Raw genomic sequence first — 21,710 nt, 5'->3', positions numbered from 1 at the left:
GTTTTTTTAATTGTGTCAAAAAGTAATCGTTACTATTTACAAAGTGTAACGGTTACGATATAATCTTTTTGGAATACGAGGAGGTCGACGAATGAAAAAACTAGCAATCTTATTATCTTTTATACTTACCATTCTAGTGGTTACGGCTTGTGGGAATGAAGAAACATCAACCGAGCAGAATAAGGAGAAAACAAAGGACGAGAACGGGGAACTAAATGTCTATACTACGGTTTATCCTTTGCAGTTTTTTACTGAACAAATAGGTGGAGAGACGGTAAGCGTTCAATCTATTCTACCACCAGGTTCAGACGCTCACACGTATGAGCCAACGACGAAGGAAATGGTGAAACTGGCGGAAGCGGATCTATTTATATACAATGGTGCAGGTTTAGAAGGCTATGCAAAGAAAATTTCTGACTCTATTCAGCCAGAGGGTGTAGAAATCCTGGAAGCAGCAGCGGATATGGACCTAAAAGAACATGTTCATAACCATGGAGAAGATGTTCAGGCGGAAGATGAGCATGCACATGAAGAAGACAGTCATGGAGAAGATGAACATGCACATGAAGAGGACAGTCATGGAGATGATGAACAAGCCGATGCAGAAGATAGTCATGAAGGTCACGACCATGGCGAAATGGACCCTCACGTTTGGTTGGATCCTGTAAGAGCTGCGCAAATGGCAGAAGGAATCAAAAGTCAGTTAATTAAAATGAATCCAGATCAGGAAGAGCTTTATGAAGAAAATTATCAAGAACTACGAGCAAAATTGATGGATTTAGATCAAACGTTTCATGATCGTGTAGAATCTAAAGCTAAAAGCAAAGTTATTGTTTCCCATGCCGCCTATGGTTACTGGGAAGAGGCTTATGGAATCGAGCAGATTGCCGTATCAGGACTGAGCCCGACAAATGAGCCTTCTCAAAAAGACCTTGAAAATATTGTTCAAGTTGCCGAGTCAAATAACCTCGAATATGTAGTTTTCGAGCAGAATATTACTCCGAAAGTTTCAGAAGTCATCCAAAATGAGATTGGAGCGGAAGCGCTTCGTTTCCACAACCTTTCTGTTTTAACGGAAGATAATGTGGATAACGATGAAGACTACTTTACGTTGATGGAGCAAAACCTTGATGTACTGACTACAGCATTATCTGAATAAACAAAAGCTGCGGACAAGACGTCCGCAGCTTTTGTTATACATATTTGTTTAAGAGGAGTTTTAGTTTCAGGCCACTTAAACTCCAGAGGTGCATTACCCGTGTCGTGGGTGGGAAGCAACTGGATCTTTCTTGTAAAGGGTAGCTGCAAAGACAATGATTAACAGGCTGACAATGACGTAGAAAAATGATAGGTTCGGCCAAAAGTCTAAGAAGATTCCGGACAAGAAAGGCCCTAAAATACTCCCGATACTAAAAGCCATGCCACATAAAATGTTCCCAGCAGGAAGAAGGTCTTTAGGCAACAAGTCTGTCATGAATGAAATACCTAAAGAGAACAAGGAACCGACGAATAATCCGCCTAGTGCGAAAGTGGCGAAGAGAGCAACCACAGAGTCTTCAAACAGAGCCGCGGCAAGGAAGGCAACGATTCCCCCTGCTACGACGGTCAAGATGACTTTCTTCCTTCCGATCCGGTCGCTCAATGCGCCTAGAGGAATTTGAGAGAACAAACTTGCTGCAGCAAAACTCGGAATAATCAAGGATAATAAGTTAACATCATGTCCAATCCTCATCCCGTACACAGGGAAGATTCCATGAAGGGTCGCTTCTAGAAATCCATAGGCAAGAGGTGGTAAAAAAGCAACCCATGCCAGGCGGATGGCTTTGGAAAACCTTTTGATTGAACTGGTTCCATAAGCTGTGGTATGGTCTTTTTCAGGTGTTTCATTTCTCACCCAAATCATGAATAACCAAACCATTAAACTTAACAACGAAGAAATGAGGAATGGTACATAGACACCGAAAGTCAACAGGTTGGTCATCAACGGGCCAAGCGTAAAGCCGACACTGAAAAACAAGCCGTAATAAGCGATGCTTCGACCTCGGTTATGTTTTTCAGCGGTGGCCGTAATCCACGTTTGAGTTCCGAAGTGAAGGATCTGGTCACCGATGCCAATAGTGACTCTTAAAATGAACCAGAACCACAGCGCCTGCCAGAAAGGGAATAAGGCAAGAGACACAATAACCAAAGCTCCTCCAATCATGATCATTGGTTTATATCCGATTCGTTGCAGTGGTCTTTCCATGAATGGAGAGGAAAGTAAAATCCCTATATAAAGCCCAGTAGCATGCAATCCATTGATAGAGGAGGAAATGCCGTTCTGCTCAAGGATGACAGCAATCAATGGAAGGAGCATGCCCTGGGAAAATCCCGATATGGTTACGAGACCGATTAAAATCCAGAATCGTGTTTGTTTGGATACCATAAACTGCCCCCCTTTTTCATACTTCCTTATCGTATAAGAAATCGATAGAAGGGGACAAGTTTTTCTTTCTAATAAGAAGGTTATTTCCTTACTGAAAACGGTTATTATAAGACTAAAGGCGCAGCATATTGTCAAAGGAGTGAATGAATCATGGACTTTTATTTAAAAGAAAACGGTGTTCGCACGTCATTCGAGTACGGTCAAATGAACATTTCAGGTGATGAAACGTTTGGTTTCCGCCCTTATCAACTTATGGTTGCCTCCATTGCAGGTTGCAGCATTGGAGTCTTTAGGAAAATCCTTGATAAACAACGGACGGAGTATGAAGACATTAAAGTGACGGCTGAGGTTGAGAGGAATCCTGATGAAGCCAATCGTATTGAAAAAATCCATCTCCATTATGTTATTAAAGGATACCATTTGAATCAGGATAAGTTGTTGAAGAACCTTGATATTTCTCAAAAAAATTGTTCTATGGTTCAGTCAGTAAAAAACAGCATAGAAGTAGAAGAAACACTTGAGTGCATTCAACTTAGCAAGTAAAATGAAAGAGCGTTATCCTGAATTTGGATAAGCGCTCTTTTTTTTGTGCATGTTTTTTACATATTGGTAATACCGTCAAGCCTTAACCATTATGTCTAGCATTATGTAAAGGAAGAGGAGAGGAATGGAATGAGGAATGTTTTTATCAAAGCTTTCTTTTATCTTGTAGGATTAATCATTATTTCCCTTGGGATTACATTAACCATCAAATCAGATCTAGGTGCGGGTGCTTGGGATGCTGTGAATGTCGGTCTGTCTGAGACCATTGGTTTTACTGTAGGGAGTTGGGTTATCATGATCGGTGCTATGCTGATTTTTACAAACGCTATCATTGCAAAAGAAAAACCGGATTTACTGGCTGTCATTACAATCTTCGTCATTGGACAATTCATTGATTTCTGGATGTTATCCGTATTTGATACGTTCAGGATTGCATCTTTCTGGGTTCAATTGACGGTGCTGGTCGGTGGGATTGCGATTATTGCCTTTGGGGTTTCTTTATATTTACAACCGAAGTTTTCTTTGAACCCCATCGATGGATTCATGGTTGCTCTGCAGAAGAGATTCGGTTTTAGTTTACGAACGGCCAAAACGTTGACGGAAGTTTTTGCGCTTGTCCTTGCAGTCGCACTTGGAGGGCCGATTGGAATCGGTACCGTCATTATCATTGTCTTGATTGGACCTTTTATTCAGTTTTTCGATGGGAAGGCGAACCACGTCATGAACAAGATGCTTTCATGATTCCTTGTGTATAGTCCGGGCCGTTTTTCACAAAATATAAAAAAAGAAAGGTGGCCCATGATGTGAAAAGAAAGTGGTTAGGACTGATCATATTTATTGGGATTTTCATGTTCATTAGTGCTGGATCGATATCAGCTGAAAATAAGAAAACAGAAAAAGAGAGTGCGATTCCGAACCATGTACTGAACATATCCAAAGACAACACGTATCCGAATTCAACAGATGATCAAGAGTTGTTGGAAGCGGAAGAGATTACAAAAGAATTGATGGAAGATACGGATGTTCGAGTGACGAACCCGCAGTTGATTGAGATGTTGAATGAAACATCATTGAAACCATCGCCGTTCGCCATTGGTTACAGAGGTGAGATTTTTTTAGGGCGATGGCCGCTGGCTTACGAATCTAAAGAGACAAATATCAATTGGGAATACCAGGAGATCAATACGAATGAATACAGCAACCACGGTGGGAAACAAACAGAGAAGCTGAGTTATGTGCAGAAAGAAGAGAAGCAGATCAAAGGCGGTTTGACTTCAAGAATTAGTCATAGCGACCAGATGATGAAGCTTATTCTGCTAGAAGCACAAAAAAATACCAAGCTTCCACTTTCCTTCAATACGGTCATTGGTAAAGGGACTAAGCAAAACAATACGTATGGTGTACCAACAAACAAAGTAGGAATTCTGCATGCTTATGCACCAGCTGTCAATGAAAAAGGGGAAGTGACCTTTGGTGATGTGTACATCCAGCTCAAAGGTTCGAAAAAAACGTTGAGCGTAAAAAATGTCACGAGGCAAGGGATCGGGGCATGGATCCCGATCCAAGATCACGTGAGCTTTTCATTCGAAGTGAAGTGATGGTCCCCATGACCAGATGAATTCAATTCAACGCGCTGTTCTGCCATGAAGATATTGTTTTCAAACAACTCTTCAGCTAGAATGAGGCGCGTTTTTTTTGCTGCCGTCCAATAGACTAGGTCATTGACTACAGCCACGACTGTATATTCATATCCACGGTGTTCATGGTTTAAAGAGGACATGCCATACACTTGGAACGGTTCATAAGGCTTATCGGTCAAATCTTTCTTCAAGTACTCATGCAATTCCTCATTCAATCGCTCACAAGCTTTTTCTAAGACTTGATACGCTTGTTTGGGGTCTTGGTGAAAACTTGTGGTGACTTTTTCGATGACGCGCATGTATTCAAAGTTGTAATTTTCAATGGTTTTGATCTGACCATTGCTGATGGTTAATAATTTCCCGCTCCATTGACGCACCTTCAAAAACCGGAGTCCTATGTCTTCAACTGTCCCGTGAAAGGTGTTGTTAACGGAGATGAAGTCCCCTTTATGAAGCTGCTTTTCATATAAAAGGAACAGGCCGGCAAAAAAGTCTTTGATCAGGCTTTGTGCGCCAAACCCTACAATAATCCCGATGACTCCAGCACCGGCAAGTAATCTTTCGATGGAAGTGAATTCATCAAGAACGACAAGAATGAAGCCGATGAGTGCTGTGTAACTGATGATGGAATTGAGCATAGATTCCAGGGTGTTTTCTTTTCTTTCCTCAATGAAGTCCGTTTTTTTGAAAAACGTATGAATGACTTTACGGAGGATGAGGACAACTACAAAAAGGATAGCTGCAATTAATAAAAGTCTTATTATGGGGTTTTCTTCCAGGTAAGCATTAAACTCGTTTAATGACATGGATTCGTCCTCCTATAGGTTCTATCAAGCATTATAGCATTAGTGGGGGATGGATTTCTTCTTTGTGGACAGGCCGATTGACATGTACTATGATGGACGTGGCCAAAACGTGAAAGTATAAAGAAAAGAGGTGCAGAAGAATGTCACAACAAGAACGGATTGAAGATCTGAAAGTGCGCCTGGCGGATTTTATGGGACGTATTGAGAAGTTGGACCCGGAAGAAACGTCTGTTGAAGATATTGATCGTCTGATTTCCATGTTGGAAGATCTTGAAAAAAACATGGGGTAAACGGTGATCGTCAGAATTGACTCTCAATTCATTTGAGGGTTGATTTTTTCACGTTCGTGCTTTATCATGATAAATCGTTAATGCATGAAAAGAATGAGAGGAGAATGTTTTATGGCATGGGCAGTTGTCGTCTCTGTCCTGGTAATGACAATCTTAAGTTTATTACGTGTGAATGTCATTATCGCTATTCTTGCCGCAGGTTTGACTGCCGGCCTCATGAATGGGGAAACCTTGGTGAGTTCCTTAGAACTGCTTGTTGGCGGTATGGGTGAACAGGCAAGCGTGGCGCTTAGTTATATATTGTTAGGAGCTTTTGCAGTAGCCATCAGCTATTCTGGAATCACATCACTGCTTATTGGTTATCTGCTCCGAGTTTTAAAAGATAAACGTACGATGATGGTACTTGTCATCGCATTTGTAGCGAGCTTGTCCCAAAATGTAATCCCTGTACACATTGCTTTTATTCCTATTTTAATTCCACCGCTACTAAAATTGTTTGATGAAATGAAATTGGACCGCAGGGCTGTTGCTGCAGCCTTGACCTTTGGTTTGAAGGCTCCTTATGTGATGCTGCCAATCGGTTTTGGATATATCTTCCATGAAACGATTCAATCATCCATGAGCACCAGTGGAATCGACCTTGGCATTGGTTCGATCGCTCAATCCTTGATCATTCCAGGTTCAGGGATGATCGTCGGTCTTTTGATTGCCATTTTTATTACGTATCGGAAGAAGCGTGACTTGCCGGATGTGGATGCAGAAGGGAACGGGGTTGAAGTCGAAAAAGTACAATCAACTGGATTTAACCTTAATCACTTCTGGACTCTTGTAGCAATCGTAGTCACCCTTGTCATTCAAGCGGTATGGCAGAATCTTATTCTAGCTGCACTCGCGGGAATTATCCTTATGTTCATCTTCCGCGTTGTTCCTTATAACAAAGGAGACAAAGTAGTGAATGAAGGAATCGGGATGATGGGCTTTATCGCTTTTGTTATGTTAGTAGCAGCGGGTTATGCAAACGTACTGACAGAAACTGAGTCTGTATCAGCTCTTGTCGAAGTCAGTTCCGATTATCTCGGTGATAACCAAGCATTCATCGCTTTCTTACTGTTACTTGTCGGGTTGATTGTCACGATGGGGATAGGTTCTTCATTTGCCACCATTCCAATTCTGGCCGCACTTTTCGTGCCGATTTGTTTGTCAGCAGGGTTTTCACCAATGGCAACAGCTGCGCTAATAGGAACGGCTGGAGCTCTGGGTGATGCTGGTTCTCCTGCTTCTGATAGTACACTTGGACCAACATCTGGTCTGAATGCGGATGGAAGGCACAATCACATTTGGGATACTTGTGTCCCTACATTCTTACACTTCAACATTCCACTGTTCATCTTCGGATGGGCGGCATCGCTATTTTTATAAAAGGCATGTGGGTAATTTTCCCACCTGCCTTTTTTTATATTCACCAGATGTTCACACATACTAAGAAAAAAGTGAGTGGTACGTGATGTGGAAAAGAACATTCGCCTTGTTCATGGCGTTATTCCTCTTGATTTTGCCAAACCAGACATTAGCAGAAGGCTGGGGGTTTAGTAAAAAGAAAGATGGTTCCGTTCCTGACGTCGGAAGGTACGGGCCTATGATTGAGAAATATGATGGTTTTTATGTAGATCCTTCTGGTGACCCGGTGGTTTATTTGACTTTTGATAACGGTTATGAACAAGGATACACAGGTCAAGTGCTCGACGTATTGAAGGAAAAAGATGTACCCGCTACTTTTTTTGTTACCGGTCATTATATTGAAAGCGCACCGGAACTTCTAAAGCGAATGGCGAAAGAAGGCCACTTGATCGGGAATCATTCCTGGAGCCATCCTGACTTTACAAAAGTATCGAAAGAGAAAATGAAGCAAGAGTTAGAAAGAGTGGACCAGGCCGTCAAAGAGTTGACTGATCAGGAAGTGATGACTTTTGTTCGTCCGCCCCGTGGAACTTTTAATGAGAGAACATTAGAATGGGCGAAAGAATTTGGCTACACGCATGCCTTTTGGTCCCTCGCTTTTGTGGACTGGGAAACAGATAAACAACGCGGTTGGGAATATGCCTATAGGAGTGTCATCGATCAAATCCATCCAGGAGCCGTCATCCTTCTACACACCGTTTCACAGGATAATGCGGAGGCTTTGTCTCAACTTATTGATGAACTTAGAAAAAGAGGATACAGGTTTGGAAGCTTGAATGATCTCATGATTAAACAGTTGGTTCCTGCTCCTGTTTGGGGCCTCTAAAACTAAACCACTGCACATTCCGTGTGGTGGTTTTTCTTTTTCATTTATATTGTAGGAGTTATAAGGTACCGTGACGCAACTTCTCTATTTTTTGACCTGTCCTCATTAAGTGAGCCGATTCCTCAAATCCCTCACTCACATGAGAGTTTCGAAATGGAGACTTCCAAGAATAAGGGCATTTTCAAATCGGAGGAGCAGTCTAGGGATAAGAATTATTGCAGGTGGACAAATGTATGGGGATGTAGAAGAATGTTTGAAAAGGAATGAAGATGGAAATGAGTAAAAGAGGATATTAGGGCATAGTTCCCATTCTTAACAAATTATAAACAAATCGTCCGACAAAAGGGAGGAAAAACAGTTTGTGGAAAGAAAAGTTTAAAGCACATACATTTTATGATTTTGATTACACATTGCTTCGATGGGCGTTTGACCCTCTAACCCGTATAAACCGGGAAGAGCGTTGGGTCGATGTTCCAGTGAAGTTAGGAGGAAACCATCACATTGTCCGTGTCCAGGGACTCGGCACAACCGCTGATCCTTCTTTTGAAGTGTCGAGTGACAGTGAGGAAGATAAAGAAGCGTTGCTCTCTCATATATCTGATTTATTTCAATGGGATACAGATATAAAAAAAGTGCATCACCATTTCTTGAATACCAATTTGAAAACAATGTTCCAGGCACATCCAGGCACACCGATTGTCAAGGATTTTCATCTTTATGACTGTTTGATGAAAGTCATCATCCACCAGCAGTTGAATATGAAATTCGCTTATACGTTGAGTACTCGGTTCGTGGAAACACTGGGAACAAAAAAGGATGGGGTATGGTTTTACCCAGACCCTGAAACTGTAGCCGAAACCCCTTATGAAACGTTAAGAGAATTGCAATTCAGTCAGCGAAAAGCAGAATATGTTATTGATACATCACGTTTAATTGTGGATGGGAAGCTGGATTTGGCAGCATTAGCAAATGAATCAGATAAGGAAATTATGAAGCAACTGGTTAAAGTTAGAGGGATTGGGCCTTGGACAGCAGAAAATTGGATGATGTTCGGTGTTGGCCGACCGAATCTTTTTCCAAAAGCCGATATCGGCATTCAAAATGCACTAAAGCTTTATTTCAACTTGGAAACCAAACCGACATATGAGCAAATGGAGAATTGGAGTAAGGAATGGGAGCCGTATTTGAGTTACGCCTCATTAACGCTATGGAGAAGCATCGAAGGATGAAAAGATACAAGAAAATGGTCATAAACTTGTCTTCTACCTCATAATTTGTAGTAAATACAAAAATAATGGGTGAATTGTTTTGAAAATATTCAAAATTGTTAAGGCTTACGTTATAATGATAACCGTACTGGAAAATATTGAACGGCTAAAAGGAAAGAGGTCTTAATATTGGTAATTAGAGAGAGGTATTCTGACCAAGTGCATAGCGGCGAAATTTTGGATGTTCTAAGTTTGAATGGTACACCTGCATGTTTACTGGATTTGCGTCTTCAAACAGTTACGCTTAATCAGCAAATGCAAGGAACACTTCAACTGCAAGAGTCGGACATGTCGTTCTCTCAGTGGATCCGCAGTTTTGCTCACACGGGACAGCAACGCCTTCAGCAGGTTTTGCATAATCTTTTAACAGATGGGCTCAGAGAATCGTCTGTCCAGTTGACAGATGCGAACAGGCATAAATATCAATGCAAAATGGTTCATTTGACAAATGGTCAGATTGCTTTTTCCTTGAAAAGTATAAAGGACCTGGTCGATGGCCCTGCCTCCATGACTCTCTCTTCGAATCAGCAAGAAAAAACCACATTGTCTTTAAACCAAAGTGTTGGTTATCAAAACCACCGAAATATGATACACATGTTTGGATCGGAGTCTTCTCCCATGAAAAAAAGAATGATGCACCTTGTCGATAAATTTCCACATGGTCTGGCATTGATCAATCACAATTGGGAAGTTACGTATGCCAATCCCAAAATGGAAGAGATGACAGAAGTCCCTTTCTTCCAAAACTATTTCAAGAAGTTGTGGGATATATTCCCAATACGTGAGCACTATCATTTCTTTCAACAGTATTTAAGGTCAATGGAAACTCAAGAGACTGTGGAGTTTGAGGGGTATCTTAAGGAAACCAATACAGATGTCCATGTTACTGTTCATCCTACGGAAATGGGGATTACTGTCTTTCTCCAGGACATCACAGAATACAAGAATCAATTGAAAGCCTTGAAGGCTTCGGAAGAAAGGTTTGCATTGCTTGCCAATAACATTAAGGATGTCTTCTGGATCAGCCGGCCGGACTTCAAGGAACTCCACTACGTCAGTCCAGCTTTTCAGGAGATGTTCGGCATCTCCCGTCGGGAAGCTTTCCTCGATCCGAACTTGTTTATGGAAAAAGTTCACGAATCGGACCGTGCCTCTTTAAGGACAGCTCTAGATGAGATGGCAAAAAAAGAAAGTGAAATAGAATTTCGTCTTTCTGGTGCTGAAGAAAAAACGAAATGGATTCGTACGAAAGGCTTTCCTGTTGAATATTATGGAAATTCTTATGTTCTTGGTATTCATGAGGATGTAACAGAATACAAAGAGATGTTAGAGCTTAAAGAGAAATCCCAACAGCTCTCTACAATTACTCAAATGTCTGCTGGTATTGCTCATGAAATCAAAAACCCGTTGACTGCGATTAAAGGGTTTCTGCAAATTGGGGCAGCTAATCCTGAATTGAGGGATAACTATCAAGAGATTATCCTCGACGAAGTCAATCGTATTGAAGCCATCGTTCAGGATTTCATGATGCTATCCAAGCCGAAATCATCGATTCAGCTTGAGCAGGTAGATCCTGAACAATTGGTTTCTTATGTATTGCGGCTGCTTGAACCAGAAGCGAATGAAAAGCAAATATATCTCCTGTTTGACTGTGATCCCATCCAGGACACATTTGAAACGGAACCGAAGCGGTTGAATCAAATTCTTATCAACCTTGTCAAAAACGCTATTGACGCTGTGGATCTAGGGGGAGAGGTTCGTGTGTGCATACAGATGTCCAGCTCTAACCTAACGCTTTCCGTTTCAGACAATGGACCTGGTTTAACACCACAAGAGCTTGCCAAAATCGGTGAACCTTTCTTTACAACTAAAGAAAAAGGAACTGGTTTAGGAGTGATGGTCACGAAGAAGATTGTTTCAGACCTGAATGGAGAAATATCATACGAGAGTCAAAAAGGTACCGGTACAACAGTTACCGTAACCTTACCAAAATAAAATTCTCAGAAAAAGCATCATCCAAAGGGATGATGCTTTTTTATTGTTTTGAGGTGAGAACATTTACTATTACCCAAAGGACTAACGGAAACCTTATATGCAGAAAGTGACTAATTTCCTTATATGCCATCAGGATTCATTAAATTTCGAAATTTTAGCCTTTGACCCTTTATTATTATTAGAAAATTCCACATTCAATCGCTTACATTAAATAAATTATTTTTTTGTAATCAAAGCTGTTTACAAACGTATTTATGGGCTCTATAATCCCGATTGTACTACAATTTTCGTTCGACAAATTCCAACCGATTTACACATAAAAGGAGGCTTTCTGATGCTTAAAAAAGTATGGTCTTTTCTATTAATGAACTTAGGTGCGCTCGGAGTCGCCATCAATGTCCATTTTTTCCTATCACCAAACGATCTTGCCACAGGAGGAGTAAGTGGTGCTTCGATCGTACTGAATAAAGTCATTCCAGATCTCTCGCTAGGAATGATTATGATTTTCTTGAACGTTATACTCTTTATTGTCGGCTTTATATTCTTAGGCTTTCAATTTGGCCTGAAAACCATATATGCAAGTTTCGCTCTTTCCTTTATGGTATGGGGGCTGGAAGCATTTTTCCCTATGCAGGAAGCTTTAAGTGATGATCTACTCATTCAGTTGATTATCGGTCAGATTATCGCGGCATCAGGAATGGCACTTGTTTTCCATCAGGGAGCCTCTACCGGTGGAACAGATATCCTAGCTATGATCCTGAATAAATTCTTTTCTGTTGAAGTCGGAAAAGGGGTCTTGTTTTCCGATATTGCGATTGCAACATCATCCATCTTCCTTTTCGGACCAACGGTCGGAATGTACGCATTTTTCGGGGTCATTTTGAATGGCCTGGTTATTGACTACATGCTGCAGCAATTTGAAGACAATAAAGAAATTGTTATTATTAGTCGAGAAAGTGAATTAGTCCGTTATTTCATTGTCAATCAACTGGGACGAGGCGCTACGATTCATCAGGCGAAGGGTGCTTTTAATCAAGAAGACAAAGAAGTTATTACGACGATCCTAAGCCGTAAAGACTATACAAGGCTAAAAAAATATATGACGGCAGTAGACGAACAAGCCTTCATAACCGTTCACTCCATGAATGAAATTCTTGGAGAAAACTTTAAACGCTTGGCATAAAAGGTGGGATAACATCCAGAACCGTACGTTTACAGAAACGCTCAATGAGCGTCAATCCAGAACGGATGACGTATACGAATACTTGAAAAACCACATTTTGTTTCGCCATCTACCTCCGGGTACCCAGCTTGTCGAAAACACGATTGGAAAAGAATTGCAAGTTTCACGAACCCCAATCCGCAACGCGATGAAAAAATTGGAAGAGGAAGGGTTGGTGAAAATCTATTCCAATCGTGGGGCCTTTGTCGTGGAACCTACGCTTGAAGAAATTAGACAAGCCTTTGATATGAGGCGTCATTTAGAAAAGATGACCCTTGAACAAATCTTTGACCAGATGAATGAAGAAGATTTCGTTCACTTGGAAGAATGGATTGAACATGAAAGAGAAACCTACGAAACACGAAATATCCTGGAATACCTGGATGTAAACAAGCAATTTCATATGACCCTTGCGTTAAAAACAAAAAATACGTTTTTGATTGACTTTACGGAACGAATCCTTAATCAAATCAATGTATATCTTATGTTGTACGATGTGTTTGTAGATGAAGACCTATACGAAAAACAGCGCTTTAAAGAACATGAACGCTTGCTCGAAGCATTAAAAAATAAAGACTTGACCCGCTTGCTCCAATTGATCGATCAGCATATGGAGAAGAGCTTGAACTACATGTCTATAAGTCAGAGGAAAAACAGGATAGAAGAACAGAAAAAGAGCCTTTAATTCAGGACGATTACTGTCCAGATTTAAAGGCTCTTTTTCTTTGTAGGCGAACTGTTTTAAGTAAGATGCTGAAGTTAATGACAATGACTGTGATCAACGAAGCCAGCGTATAATTGAAGTTCTTGGTAATCATGGATACAGATAAGAATGCAACGACCATGATGGCGGATATGAGAAATAATTGATACTTGCTTAGTCCAAGCTGTTTACGAACGGGGCGAGCTTCCACTGATGATCACTCCCTGTTTATGCTTACACGTATTATATGAAAAGTTAAAATAATTTGTCAATTCAAGTATATGTACCATACCCTCAAATACTCCTCTTTATTCAACTAACTGGCAGGATTGTTGAAGACTCAGTTCCGAGACTTTTATTGAGTGGTTGGGGCGGAGGGGAATAGCTCGCTTTCCGCGGGAGCGCGATGAGCCTCCTCAGGCTGACGCCTTGCGGGGTCTCACCTAGCACTCTTTTCCCGCAGGAGTCTCGCCATTCCCCTCCGCCCCTTTGCCAAGGAAGTTTCTCGAAACCACTTCCAGAAAATCAGCTTGTATGGATGTGAGGAGTGGAACCCAAATACAGGGTAGATCAATTTCCAAAACCACTGCTTTCTAGTTATAAAGATCTCTATATAGATATTTCACAATCTAGATCCTTGCTTGACAAGTATATCCTCCTGCGACTCCCTTAGGTACGAAAACAAAAGTAGTTTCGTGACACTTATTTGATAGAGGGGCGGAGGGAAACGGTGAGACTCCTATGGGACGAGTGGGACAGGTGAGACCCCGGAAGGCGTAGCCTGAGGAGGCTCACCGCCCGCCCCATGGAAAGCGAACCTTTTCCCGGAGCCCCTAGCATCACACAAACATCTCGAAACTTAGTCTTCAACAAACGGGAGCGTTAGTAGTATAATTATTTATGATTCATTATTTGAAATATTAAGAAAAATTGCTATAATAGATATGGACAAACTGAACAGTCGCTCATAATAAAGGAGGCCGCTATATGAAGAGAGAAGAACTGATTGCTCCTGAAAGGTACAATGTCGTTTCTGAGATGGAGAAGTACGCAAAAGAAACGGGAAGAAAAGCTTTGCTATGGTTGAATGAGCAAGGTGACCAAAAAGAAGTTACATATGAAGAGTTAATGAAAAATGCGAACAAAATTGGAAACGCTTTCCTTGAACAAGGATTGAAGCAAGGGGATAAAGTCCTCGTTATGATCCCTCGCTTGATTGAAGCATATCAAGTGTATATCGCGGCGCTTAAAGTAGGACTTGTCGTTATTCCAAGTTCGGAAATGCTGAGAACAAAGGATTTACAGTATAGAATTTCACACGGAGAAGTGAGTGGTGTCATCAGCTATTTCCCCTATACAGACCAATTCCATGGTGTTAATGAATTTGATGATTTGATTACTTTTTCTGTAGGCGGGGCGAAGGAAAAATGGCGGGACCTTGATTCTCTTATGGATGACCATAGTGAGGAGTTGTCGCTTGCGGACACTTCTAGAGACGATATGGCATTCCTTTCTTATACCTCTGGAACGACGGGGAATCCGAAAGGTGTGGTCCATACACATGGATGGGGATATGCCCATTTGAAGACGGCGGCTGATAAATGGCTGGCGATTCAAGATGGAGATACGGTTTGGGCGACAGCAGGGCCGGGATGGCAGAAGTGGATATGGAGTCCTTTCCTTTCTGTGCTCGGAACAGGTGCACAAGGTCTGATCTATCAAGGGAAATTCGATCCTAAAAAATATTTAAGCTTGATGGATGAGCATGACGTGAATGTTCTTTGTTGTACCCCGACTGAATATCGTTTGATGGCTAAGGTAGACAATCTATCTGAATATAAATTAGAGGGTCTGCACAGTGCCGTATCTGCAGGAGAGCCATTAAATCGCGAAGTCATCGACACGTTCCAAAAACATTATGATGTAACGGTGCGAGATGGTTACGGCCAGACAGAAAATACGCTCCTTGTTGGTATTATGAAAGATATGGAAGTGCGCCCTGGTTCTATGGGACGGCCGACGCCAGGAAATCAGGTCGAAATCATTGATGAAATGGGAACGCCTGTAGAAGCTGGTGAAGTAGGAGACATTGCCGTCCATCTGGATACCCCCGCCTTGTTTAAAGAGTATTATAAAGATCCTGAGCGTACAAAGATGTCCCGCCGAGGCAATTATTACGTGACAGGTGATCAGGCTAAAAAGGATGAAGAAGGTTATTTTTGGTTCGAAGGCAGGAGTGATGATATCATCATTAGTTCAGGTTATACAATCGGACCGTTTGAAGTAGAAGATGCTCTTGTCAAACATGAGGCTGTCCAAGAATGTGCCGTCGTTGCAAGCCCGGATGAAGTTCGCGGAAACGTTGTAAAGGCCTACATTGTCTTACAAAAAGGGTTTGAAGGAAACGAGGAGTTGGTTTCCGATCTTCAAAATCACGTGAAAGAGTTGACGGCACCGTACAAATACCCTAGAAAAGTTGAATTCATACAGGAGTTGCCGAAGACCACATCTGGAAAGATACGAAGAGTAGAGCTTCGTCAAAAAGAGAACGTTATGAAATAAGTGAAAGATGACAAACCTGAAGGTCGAGGATGGCCTTCAGGTTTGTTATGCTGAAAAGGAAATTTCAGTAAGGAAAGAAGGAGGGGCATATGATTCGGAGTGTTAAGCTTGAAGATGCGCAAGGGATGGTTCCACTAATGGAAGCCCTCGGTTATCCATCAAGTAAAAACCAGATAAAAAATAGACTGCAAAGCATAGTATCACAAAAACATTACCAAACTTATGTCTATGAGGTGAATAACGAACTGCTTGGCATGATTGGGATGATTTTCAGTGAAGCGTATCATACAGATGAACCACACGTGCGGGTCATCGCTTTTGTTGTGCTTGAAAAGGAACAGGGAAAAGGGATAGGGAAGATGCTCATGGAAAAAGCCGGGGAGTGGGCGGTCACCAATGGTGCTAAAACCATTATGTTGAATAGTGGAAACAGATCGGAACGAAAGAAGGCTCATGAAATCTATCACTCCTTTGGATTTGAGGGAAGAGCGACAGGTTTTTACAAACGACTGTAAAAAATAATCTCGTATGATTAGACCATAATAAATACATGAAAAACTTTTAGGGAGGGTGGAGTTTGGGTGAAAATCAGACTGGAAGTTACATATAAAACTCCGAAGAAAACGGAAGCATTCTTTAGGTCAGAAGAGATGACGATTGGACAGGCTTTATTAATAACAGAGGATCTGGAAAAGACAGGACGAGCCAAATCGATTACCTTCATCGACGATTATGATACAACATGGAAGCGGAAGGATTTACAAAAATATTTGGATGATCTTGAAACGGAACCTCATGATATTACTGTCTATTTTGATGGTGGATACGAAATAAAGGAGCGTAAGGCAGGTTTGGGTTGTGTCATCTATTATACTCAAAGTGGGAAAGCCAAGCGTTTTCGAATGAATGCCCTTGTTGATGAGTTGGATACAAATAATGAGGCGGAGTACGCAGCCTTACATTTAGCGATTCAAGAATTGGATTTTATGGGGGTACATCATATACCTGTCCGGTTCTTAGGAGACTCTCAAGTTGTAATCAAACAACTGAATGATGAGTGGCCGACGATGGAAGAGGTTTTGAATGATTGGGCGGACCGTATTGATGAAAAACTAAAGCAGATGGGAATTGTGCCTTCTTTCGAGGTGATTTCAAGGAAAGACAATGGAGAAGCGGACAGACTTGCTACACAAGCCTTGAAGGGAGTAGAGGTGACAAGTCGTTCGGAGTTGGAATAAAGGTGAAAAGTCGATGGATGTCCATCGACTTTTTGCTCTCATTAAGGTGTGATGGTAACAGGAGTTCCCAGAGGGATGGTTCTTGCTAACTCTTCTACATCTTTATTAAACATCCGGATACATCCTTTAGATACGGCTTTTCCGATAGAGGAAGGATTATTAGTCCCATGAATACCATAATGCTGTTTGGATAAACTCATCCACATCGTTCCATAAGGTCCTCCTGGATTTGGAGCTTTGTTGATGATGAAGAAGTTTCCTACGGGAGTTGCTGAAAGCATGCGTCCTACAGCGATCGGGTATTCTTTCTGCAATCTACCATCTTTGTATAACCGCAATCGACGTTTGGCTGTAGATACTTCAATTCGATATGGGATTGTATCTGGGTTTGGAAAACCTGGGATATTGATTCTTTGACCGGGGAAAATCATATTCGGGTTTGCTATTTGGTTTGCTGCCAGGATATCTCTCAAGGGCGTACGATAATCTTTTGAAATTTGAGCTAAGGTTTCACCTGTTTTTACGATGTGATTCATTTTATCCCCCCACATAAAATGCTTATACCCATTTTATGTGGGAAAAGAGATGATTTGCCTATCTAATATTTCCTCAGAAGAAAGGACCTGACGTAACCAGTCAGGTCCTTGTTGCTAGGCAAGCCTTTATAAGACAATGGTTTTATTTTTATGAACGATCACACGATCTTCAAGTGCCCATTTAACGGCTTTGTTCAGTACACTGCGTTCAATTAAGCGTCCTTTTTTCTTTAGATCATTCACACTGTTCCTGTGATCGACTCTAATAACATCTTGCTCAATGATCGGTCCTTCATCGAGATCGTCTGTAACATAATGGGAAGTGGCACCAATTAACTTCACCCCACGTTTGTAGGCGCGTTTGTGAGGGTTAGCACCGATGAATGCGGGCAAGAAAGAGTGGTGAATGTTAATAATCTTAGATGGATGACTGTCTACAAACTTAGGGGTGAGGATTTGCATGTATCTGGCTAAGATAATTAAATCAATATTGTACTCTTCTAACAACTCCAACTGTTTCTCTTCTACCTCTTCACGGATCTCTTTATTTGCCGGAATGTAATAAAAAGGGATACCAAACGACTCGACAATTTCTCTCGCTGATTCATGGTTACTGATCACGAGCGGAATGTCCGTCACGAGGTCACCGCTTTCCCATTCATATAAAAGTTCACGCAAGCAATGAAGTTCCTTGGATACAAAGATAGCCGTGCGTTTCAGTTCATGCAGGAAGGTCATTCGCCAGGTCATCTCAAATTGGTCTGCAAGGGCATGGAAGTCTGCTTTTATTGTTTCTTCCTTGGACTTCATATTTTCTGAAGCGAATACGATCCGCAGGAAAAAGGTCCCTTCTTCATGATCTGTCGTAAATTGATTCGATTCCACGATGTTTGCCCCGTGTTCGTAGAGGAATGTTGAGATACTGGAAACGATTCCTGGCTTATCTGGACAACTGACGAGCAAACGGGCTTTATCCTCATTCTTGGTTAAGTAATGTTGAATTTGTTGGTTGGTCGAAGTCATCAACACTCATCCTTCCTTTTTGTTCTCCCCATTATAGTCGAGTGAAAGCCGTTTGGAAAGCAGGGTCATGTTTGGAAATGGGGAAATTCGGATACATTCTCCATGTAGCAAGTAAAATAAAATTTTCTTTCTATAAAGGAGAAATGAAAATGCGTAACTATTTAAAGCATTATATAAACGGTGAGTGGGTAGAATCTACAGGTAATGAAACAGAGGATGTCATCAACCCTGCAACAGAAGAAGTCATCGGTACCATTAGTCTTGGAACGAAGGAGGATTTGGATAAGGCAGTGCAGGCGGCACGAGATGCTTTTCCATCCTTCTCTCAAACCTCTAAAGAAGAAAGAATCAAAATGCTCGAAAACATAGCTGCTGAATATGAGAACCGTAAAGAAGAAATTATTGAGACGATCACGGAAGAATTGGGTTCACCAAAATCCATTTCTGAAAACGTTCATTATATGATGGGGTATAATCATTTTTCCCAAGCGGCGGAATCGTTAAGAGATTTTTCATTTATTGAAGATCGTGGAGGCCATACGGTCATGAAGGATTCGGTAGGCGTCAGTGGCTTAATCACCCCATGGAATTTCCCGACAAACCAAATTTCAACTAAAATCGCCAGTGCATTTGCTGCAGGAAGTCCCGTGGTTGCAAAACCGGCAGAGTTGACCCCTTTTGCGGCCATCATATTAACTGAAATCTTTGACAAGGTCGGTGTTCCTAAAGGAGCTTTCAACTTAGTAAATGGCTCGGGTTCGGTTATTGGTGATGGCATCAGCTCACATCCAGATATCGATTTTGTATCATTTACGGGCTCTGGTGCTGTAGGTCAAAAAATCATGCAGAACGCGTCTGAACGCATCGCTAACGTTGCACTTGAACTGGGAGGGAAATCTCCATTAGTCGTGCTTGAAGATGCTGATGTTGAAAAAGCGGCTCGTGCTGCAGTCAGTCACATCGCTACAAATAGTGGCCAGGTTTGTTCAGCTGCCACAAGAGTGCTCGTGCCTTCCTCTATGAAAGACTCATTTGAGGAAGCTGTTAAAAAAGTGCTTCCAGAATTCCCTGTCGGCGATCCTCAAGGAGATAACCATATCGGTCCATTGGTTTCCAAAAAACAGTGGGACACCGTTCAATCATATATTGAAAAAGGACAAGAAGAAGGGGCTACACTTCTTGTAGGCGGAACAGGGAAGCCTGAAGGATTAGACAAAGGCTATTATGCCAAACCTACAGTGTTCACAGATGTGAATAATGATATGGTCATTGCCCAAGAAGAAATATTCGGTCCGGTCACATGCTTGATTACTTATGACACGATAGAAGAAGCCATCGAAATTTCCAATGATGTTAAATATGGCCTCGCAGGTTATGTGTTCGGTGAAGATGAACAGACACTAGCCAAGGTTGCATCCAGCATCCGAGCAGGTCGAGTGAAGATCAATGATGCAGAAGCAGATTTCGCTGCACCATTTGGTGGATATAAGCAATCTGGTATAGGAAGAGAATGGGGCGATTATGGTATTGAAGAATATTTAGAGGTGAAAACAGTTTTGGGCTATCCAAAATTATAAGATGAAAAAAGGCGGAGACTATATTCCGCCTTTTCTCTTTTTAAAAAGAAGGAAGTATTTTGAAAAGAATGAAACCTTCCCCTCATATTGTTCGTATAAAAGGTAGATTCATTTGTATGGAACTTGTGAAGAGGTGGAAGAATGAGAAAAAAACTAAGCATTATTGGTGGGCTTCTGATCCTTGTTTTATGTGCCTGCATATACGTCGATCAAAGGTATTTTTTTAACCCTATAGCGTTTACCCAAGATAATGTTACTCCTTATCACTGGAGTGAATATGAAAGACCTGTAACGATTACATATTACGATTTAGGAACAGAAAGAAAAGCATACATACTAGAGCAGGAAAATGCTGTCCGCAAGTTCTTGGAAGAAATGAAGAGTAGCCCGCCAATAAAGGGATCATCTACAACTTCAGAAGTGGAAGGGGCACTTAAGCTTTCATGTGAAGGAGATACCTTATTGGAAGTTTACTTCTACGAAGGTTACTGGGAAATTCTTCGTGAGAGCGACACAATGTATAAAATGACCCAGGATCTCCAAGGATTAATCGAAACACTCTAGCCGGCTGGAACTTCATTCCAACCGGTTTTTTAATTTCTCCATCCTTCCCAACAGCTTCCTATACTTGAAGACTCAGTTTCGAGGAGTTTATGTGAATTTAAGGACTCCGGGAAAAGGTTCGCTTTCCATCCGCCCTGACTCTCCACACAGCAAACGAACACCGAAACATCTCGAAAATGATTTTTCTGCAATTGTGTCATATTGTTGAAAAAAGTTAGTCAGAAGGGAGTGAAGGTGCCCTTGTACATGGATGGTTTTGTTCTTTTCCTTATGGATGAGGTTGTAATATACTTGGAAAGGATATAGATAATTGAGGATTTAAGGAGGTCTGTGATCCATGAATAAATGGTTTACGCATATTTTTAATATCATCGTCGGAATCCTGATTGTCGCCGAAGGTGCTGTATATATTTTCATGAACAATAAAGATGGAGAATTCCATTTACGAAGCATTATGATGACAGCTCTGTTATTTTTAGCTTGGGGAATGTCTTATCGTAAACAACTAACTAGTGAAAATTCAAGTGCTTGGCTAATTGTTACCATTATTATTTTGATACCTATGATCCTTCCCTGGTTGTTTTTTATCTAGAAGTTATGTGAGCCATTTGAACAGCCCAATACTTCCGAATGTTAATGCTGACAATAAATAAATGTAACCAATGGCTCTGTGTTTTCCTTCCTCACTGTTTGTTTCAATGGCTCCTGCAAAAATTAAAAAAAGCACACCAAGGATATATAAGGTTACTTCAACACCTGAAAAGGGAGAAGACTTAAGTGTAAGCCAACTTTCCACAGGAATGGCTGTAAAGAGTGGGAAATGTAAAGGATTCAGGCGATCATCCCACTTTTTCTTCTGTTCAGACATGATTTCCCAACCTCATCTCCACGATTTATTTCTTTTTACTTTCCACTTTTATTTTCTTTTTGTCAATCCACGACAAGATTTGCGTTACTTTTCTACTAGATAGGGTATTAAACATACATGCTCATTTGCCTTCTGTCTTTACACTTGTTAGAATGAAGCTCGTGTT

General features: G+C 41.3%; 23 protein-coding genes. 17 read left to right on the top strand and 6 right to left on the bottom strand.

Features of this window, described 5'->3' with window-relative positions:
- Nucleotides 1–91 precede the first annotated feature (91 nt).
- The gene (locus K2225_RS16145; protein WP_220585684.1) at nucleotides 92–1,159 is read left to right on the top strand and encodes a metal ABC transporter solute-binding protein, Zn/Mn family; all 1,068 of its coding nucleotides are present in this window, start codon (nucleotides 92–94) and stop codon (nucleotides 1,157–1,159) included.
- Nucleotides 1,160–1,252: 93 nt separating this feature from the next.
- Here K2225_RS16145 and K2225_RS16140 read toward each other — a convergent pair whose 3' ends face one another.
- The gene (locus K2225_RS16140; protein WP_220585683.1) at nucleotides 1,253–2,425 is read right to left on the bottom strand and encodes an MFS transporter; all 1,173 of its coding nucleotides are present in this window, start codon (nucleotides 2,423–2,425) and stop codon (nucleotides 1,253–1,255) included.
- Nucleotides 2,426–2,575: 150 nt separating this feature from the next.
- On the opposite strand from K2225_RS16140, the gene K2225_RS16135 reads away from it, so the two are divergent.
- The 3 genes from K2225_RS16135 to K2225_RS16125 all read left to right on the top strand — a co-directional run bounded on the left by K2225_RS16135 (nucleotide 2,576) and on the right by K2225_RS16125 (nucleotide 4,566).
- A complete protein-coding gene (locus K2225_RS16135; protein WP_220585682.1) occupies nucleotides 2,576–2,968 on the top strand; it encodes an OsmC family protein in 393 nt (130 codons plus the stop codon).
- A gap of 129 nt (nucleotides 2,969–3,097) precedes the next feature.
- Nucleotides 3,098–3,709 carry a YczE/YyaS/YitT family protein gene (locus tag K2225_RS16130; protein ID WP_220585681.1) on the top strand — a complete coding sequence of 204 codons (612 nt, stop codon included), beginning with the start codon at nucleotides 3,098–3,100 and terminating at the stop codon, nucleotides 3,707–3,709.
- A gap of 62 nt (nucleotides 3,710–3,771) precedes the next feature.
- On the top strand, nucleotides 3,772–4,566 hold the full coding sequence (locus tag K2225_RS16125; protein ID WP_220585680.1) for a YfkD family protein: 795 nt from the start codon (nucleotides 3,772–3,774) through the stop codon (nucleotides 4,564–4,566).
- Here the strand turns inward: K2225_RS16125 and K2225_RS16120 are convergent.
- A complete protein-coding gene (locus K2225_RS16120; protein ID WP_220585679.1) occupies nucleotides 4,536–5,414 on the bottom strand; it encodes a mechanosensitive ion channel family protein in 879 nt (292 codons plus the stop codon). The two genes, K2225_RS16125 and K2225_RS16120, sit on opposite strands and share 31 nt — an antisense overlap.
- 140 nt (nucleotides 5,415–5,554) lie before the next feature.
- On the opposite strand from K2225_RS16120, the gene K2225_RS16115 reads away from it, so the two are divergent.
- The 7 genes from K2225_RS16115 (at nucleotide 5,555) to K2225_RS16085 (ending at nucleotide 13,158) form a co-directional block, all read left to right on the top strand.
- Nucleotides 5,555–5,704, top strand: coding sequence for an SE1561 family protein (locus tag K2225_RS16115; protein WP_220585678.1), 150 nt, complete (start codon nucleotides 5,555–5,557; stop codon nucleotides 5,702–5,704).
- A gap of 111 nt (nucleotides 5,705–5,815) precedes the next feature.
- A complete protein-coding gene (locus K2225_RS16110; protein WP_220585677.1) occupies nucleotides 5,816–7,123 on the top strand; it encodes a Na+/H+ antiporter family protein in 1,308 nt (435 codons plus the stop codon).
- A gap of 85 nt (nucleotides 7,124–7,208) precedes the next feature.
- Complete coding sequence (gene pdaA / locus K2225_RS16105; protein WP_220585676.1) at nucleotides 7,209–7,988, top strand: delta-lactam-biosynthetic de-N-acetylase; 780 nt, start codon at nucleotides 7,209–7,211, stop codon at nucleotides 7,986–7,988.
- A 359-nt stretch (nucleotides 7,989–8,347) separates the two neighbouring features.
- Nucleotides 8,348–9,217: a DNA-3-methyladenine glycosylase family protein gene (locus tag K2225_RS16100; protein ID WP_220585675.1), complete on the top strand. Its 870-nt coding sequence runs from the start codon at nucleotides 8,348–8,350 to the stop codon at nucleotides 9,215–9,217.
- Between the two features lie 168 nt (nucleotides 9,218–9,385).
- Entirely contained in the window at nucleotides 9,386–11,251 is a 1,866-nt protein-coding gene (locus K2225_RS16095; protein WP_255574622.1) for a PAS domain-containing sensor histidine kinase, read from the top strand.
- A 334-nt stretch (nucleotides 11,252–11,585) separates the two neighbouring features.
- A complete protein-coding gene (locus K2225_RS16090; protein ID WP_220585674.1) occupies nucleotides 11,586–12,434 on the top strand; it encodes a YitT family protein in 849 nt (282 codons plus the stop codon).
- Nucleotides 12,406–13,158, top strand: coding sequence for a GntR family transcriptional regulator (locus tag K2225_RS16085; protein WP_220585673.1), 753 nt, complete (start codon nucleotides 12,406–12,408; stop codon nucleotides 13,156–13,158). The genes K2225_RS16090 and K2225_RS16085 overlap by 29 nt, the downstream gene beginning before the upstream one ends.
- 10 nt (nucleotides 13,159–13,168) lie before the next feature.
- Here K2225_RS16085 and K2225_RS16080 read toward each other — a convergent pair whose 3' ends face one another.
- The gene (locus K2225_RS16080) at nucleotides 13,169–13,387 is read right to left on the bottom strand and encodes a hypothetical protein (protein WP_220585672.1); all 219 of its coding nucleotides are present in this window, start codon (nucleotides 13,385–13,387) and stop codon (nucleotides 13,169–13,171) included.
- Between the two features lie 776 nt (nucleotides 13,388–14,163).
- Here K2225_RS16080 and mbcS point away from each other — a divergent pair.
- From mbcS to K2225_RS16065, 3 genes are all read left to right on the top strand, one after another.
- The gene (gene mbcS / locus K2225_RS16075) at nucleotides 14,164–15,738 is read left to right on the top strand and encodes an acyl-CoA synthetase MbcS (protein WP_220585671.1); all 1,575 of its coding nucleotides are present in this window, start codon (nucleotides 14,164–14,166) and stop codon (nucleotides 15,736–15,738) included.
- An 89-nt stretch (nucleotides 15,739–15,827) separates the two neighbouring features.
- Nucleotides 15,828–16,253, top strand: coding sequence for a GNAT family N-acetyltransferase (locus K2225_RS16070; protein WP_220585670.1), 426 nt, complete (start codon nucleotides 15,828–15,830; stop codon nucleotides 16,251–16,253).
- A 66-nt stretch (nucleotides 16,254–16,319) separates the two neighbouring features.
- Nucleotides 16,320–16,976 (top strand): reverse transcriptase-like protein, encoded by a 657-nt coding sequence (locus tag K2225_RS16065; protein ID WP_220585669.1) that lies wholly within the window; start codon nucleotides 16,320–16,322, stop codon nucleotides 16,974–16,976.
- A gap of 41 nt (nucleotides 16,977–17,017) precedes the next feature.
- On the opposite strand, the gene K2225_RS16060 is transcribed toward K2225_RS16065, so the two are convergent.
- Together K2225_RS16060 and purU are read right to left on the bottom strand one after the other, a co-directional pair.
- Entirely contained in the window at nucleotides 17,018–17,512 is a 495-nt protein-coding gene (locus tag K2225_RS16060) for a L,D-transpeptidase family protein (protein WP_220585668.1), read from the bottom strand.
- 126 nt (nucleotides 17,513–17,638) lie between these two features.
- The gene (gene purU, locus K2225_RS16055; protein WP_370632769.1) at nucleotides 17,639–18,538 is read right to left on the bottom strand and encodes a formyltetrahydrofolate deformylase; all 900 of its coding nucleotides are present in this window, start codon (nucleotides 18,536–18,538) and stop codon (nucleotides 17,639–17,641) included.
- A gap of 146 nt (nucleotides 18,539–18,684) precedes the next feature.
- Here purU and K2225_RS16050 point away from each other — a divergent pair, with 146 nt between their 5' ends.
- The 3 genes from K2225_RS16050 (at nucleotide 18,685) to K2225_RS16040 (ending at nucleotide 21,268) form a co-directional block, all read left to right on the top strand.
- Nucleotides 18,685–20,112 (top strand): aldehyde dehydrogenase family protein, encoded by a 1,428-nt coding sequence (locus tag K2225_RS16050; RefSeq protein WP_220585666.1) that lies wholly within the window; start codon nucleotides 18,685–18,687, stop codon nucleotides 20,110–20,112.
- 141 nt (nucleotides 20,113–20,253) lie between these two features.
- Complete coding sequence (locus tag K2225_RS16045; RefSeq protein ID WP_220585665.1) at nucleotides 20,254–20,676, top strand: hypothetical protein; 423 nt, start codon at nucleotides 20,254–20,256, stop codon at nucleotides 20,674–20,676.
- A gap of 337 nt (nucleotides 20,677–21,013) precedes the next feature.
- Nucleotides 21,014–21,268: a hypothetical protein gene (locus tag K2225_RS16040; protein WP_146815281.1), complete on the top strand. Its 255-nt coding sequence runs from the start codon at nucleotides 21,014–21,016 to the stop codon at nucleotides 21,266–21,268.
- A 3-nt stretch (nucleotides 21,269–21,271) separates the two neighbouring features.
- Here the strand turns inward: K2225_RS16040 and K2225_RS16035 are convergent, their stop codons facing one another.
- A complete protein-coding gene (locus K2225_RS16035) occupies nucleotides 21,272–21,544 on the bottom strand; it encodes a hypothetical protein (RefSeq protein WP_220585664.1) in 273 nt (90 codons plus the stop codon).
- Between the last annotated feature and the right edge of the window lie 166 nt (nucleotides 21,545–21,710).

The sequence above is a fragment of the Halobacillus sp. Nhm2S1 genome, assembly GCF_019599545.1.
In the GTDB taxonomy this organism is placed as follows: Bacteria; Bacillota; Bacilli; order Bacillales; family Halobacillaceae; genus Halobacillus.
Note: the sequence above shows the minus strand (reverse complement) of the source record. Positions and strands in the feature narration are given on the sequence as shown.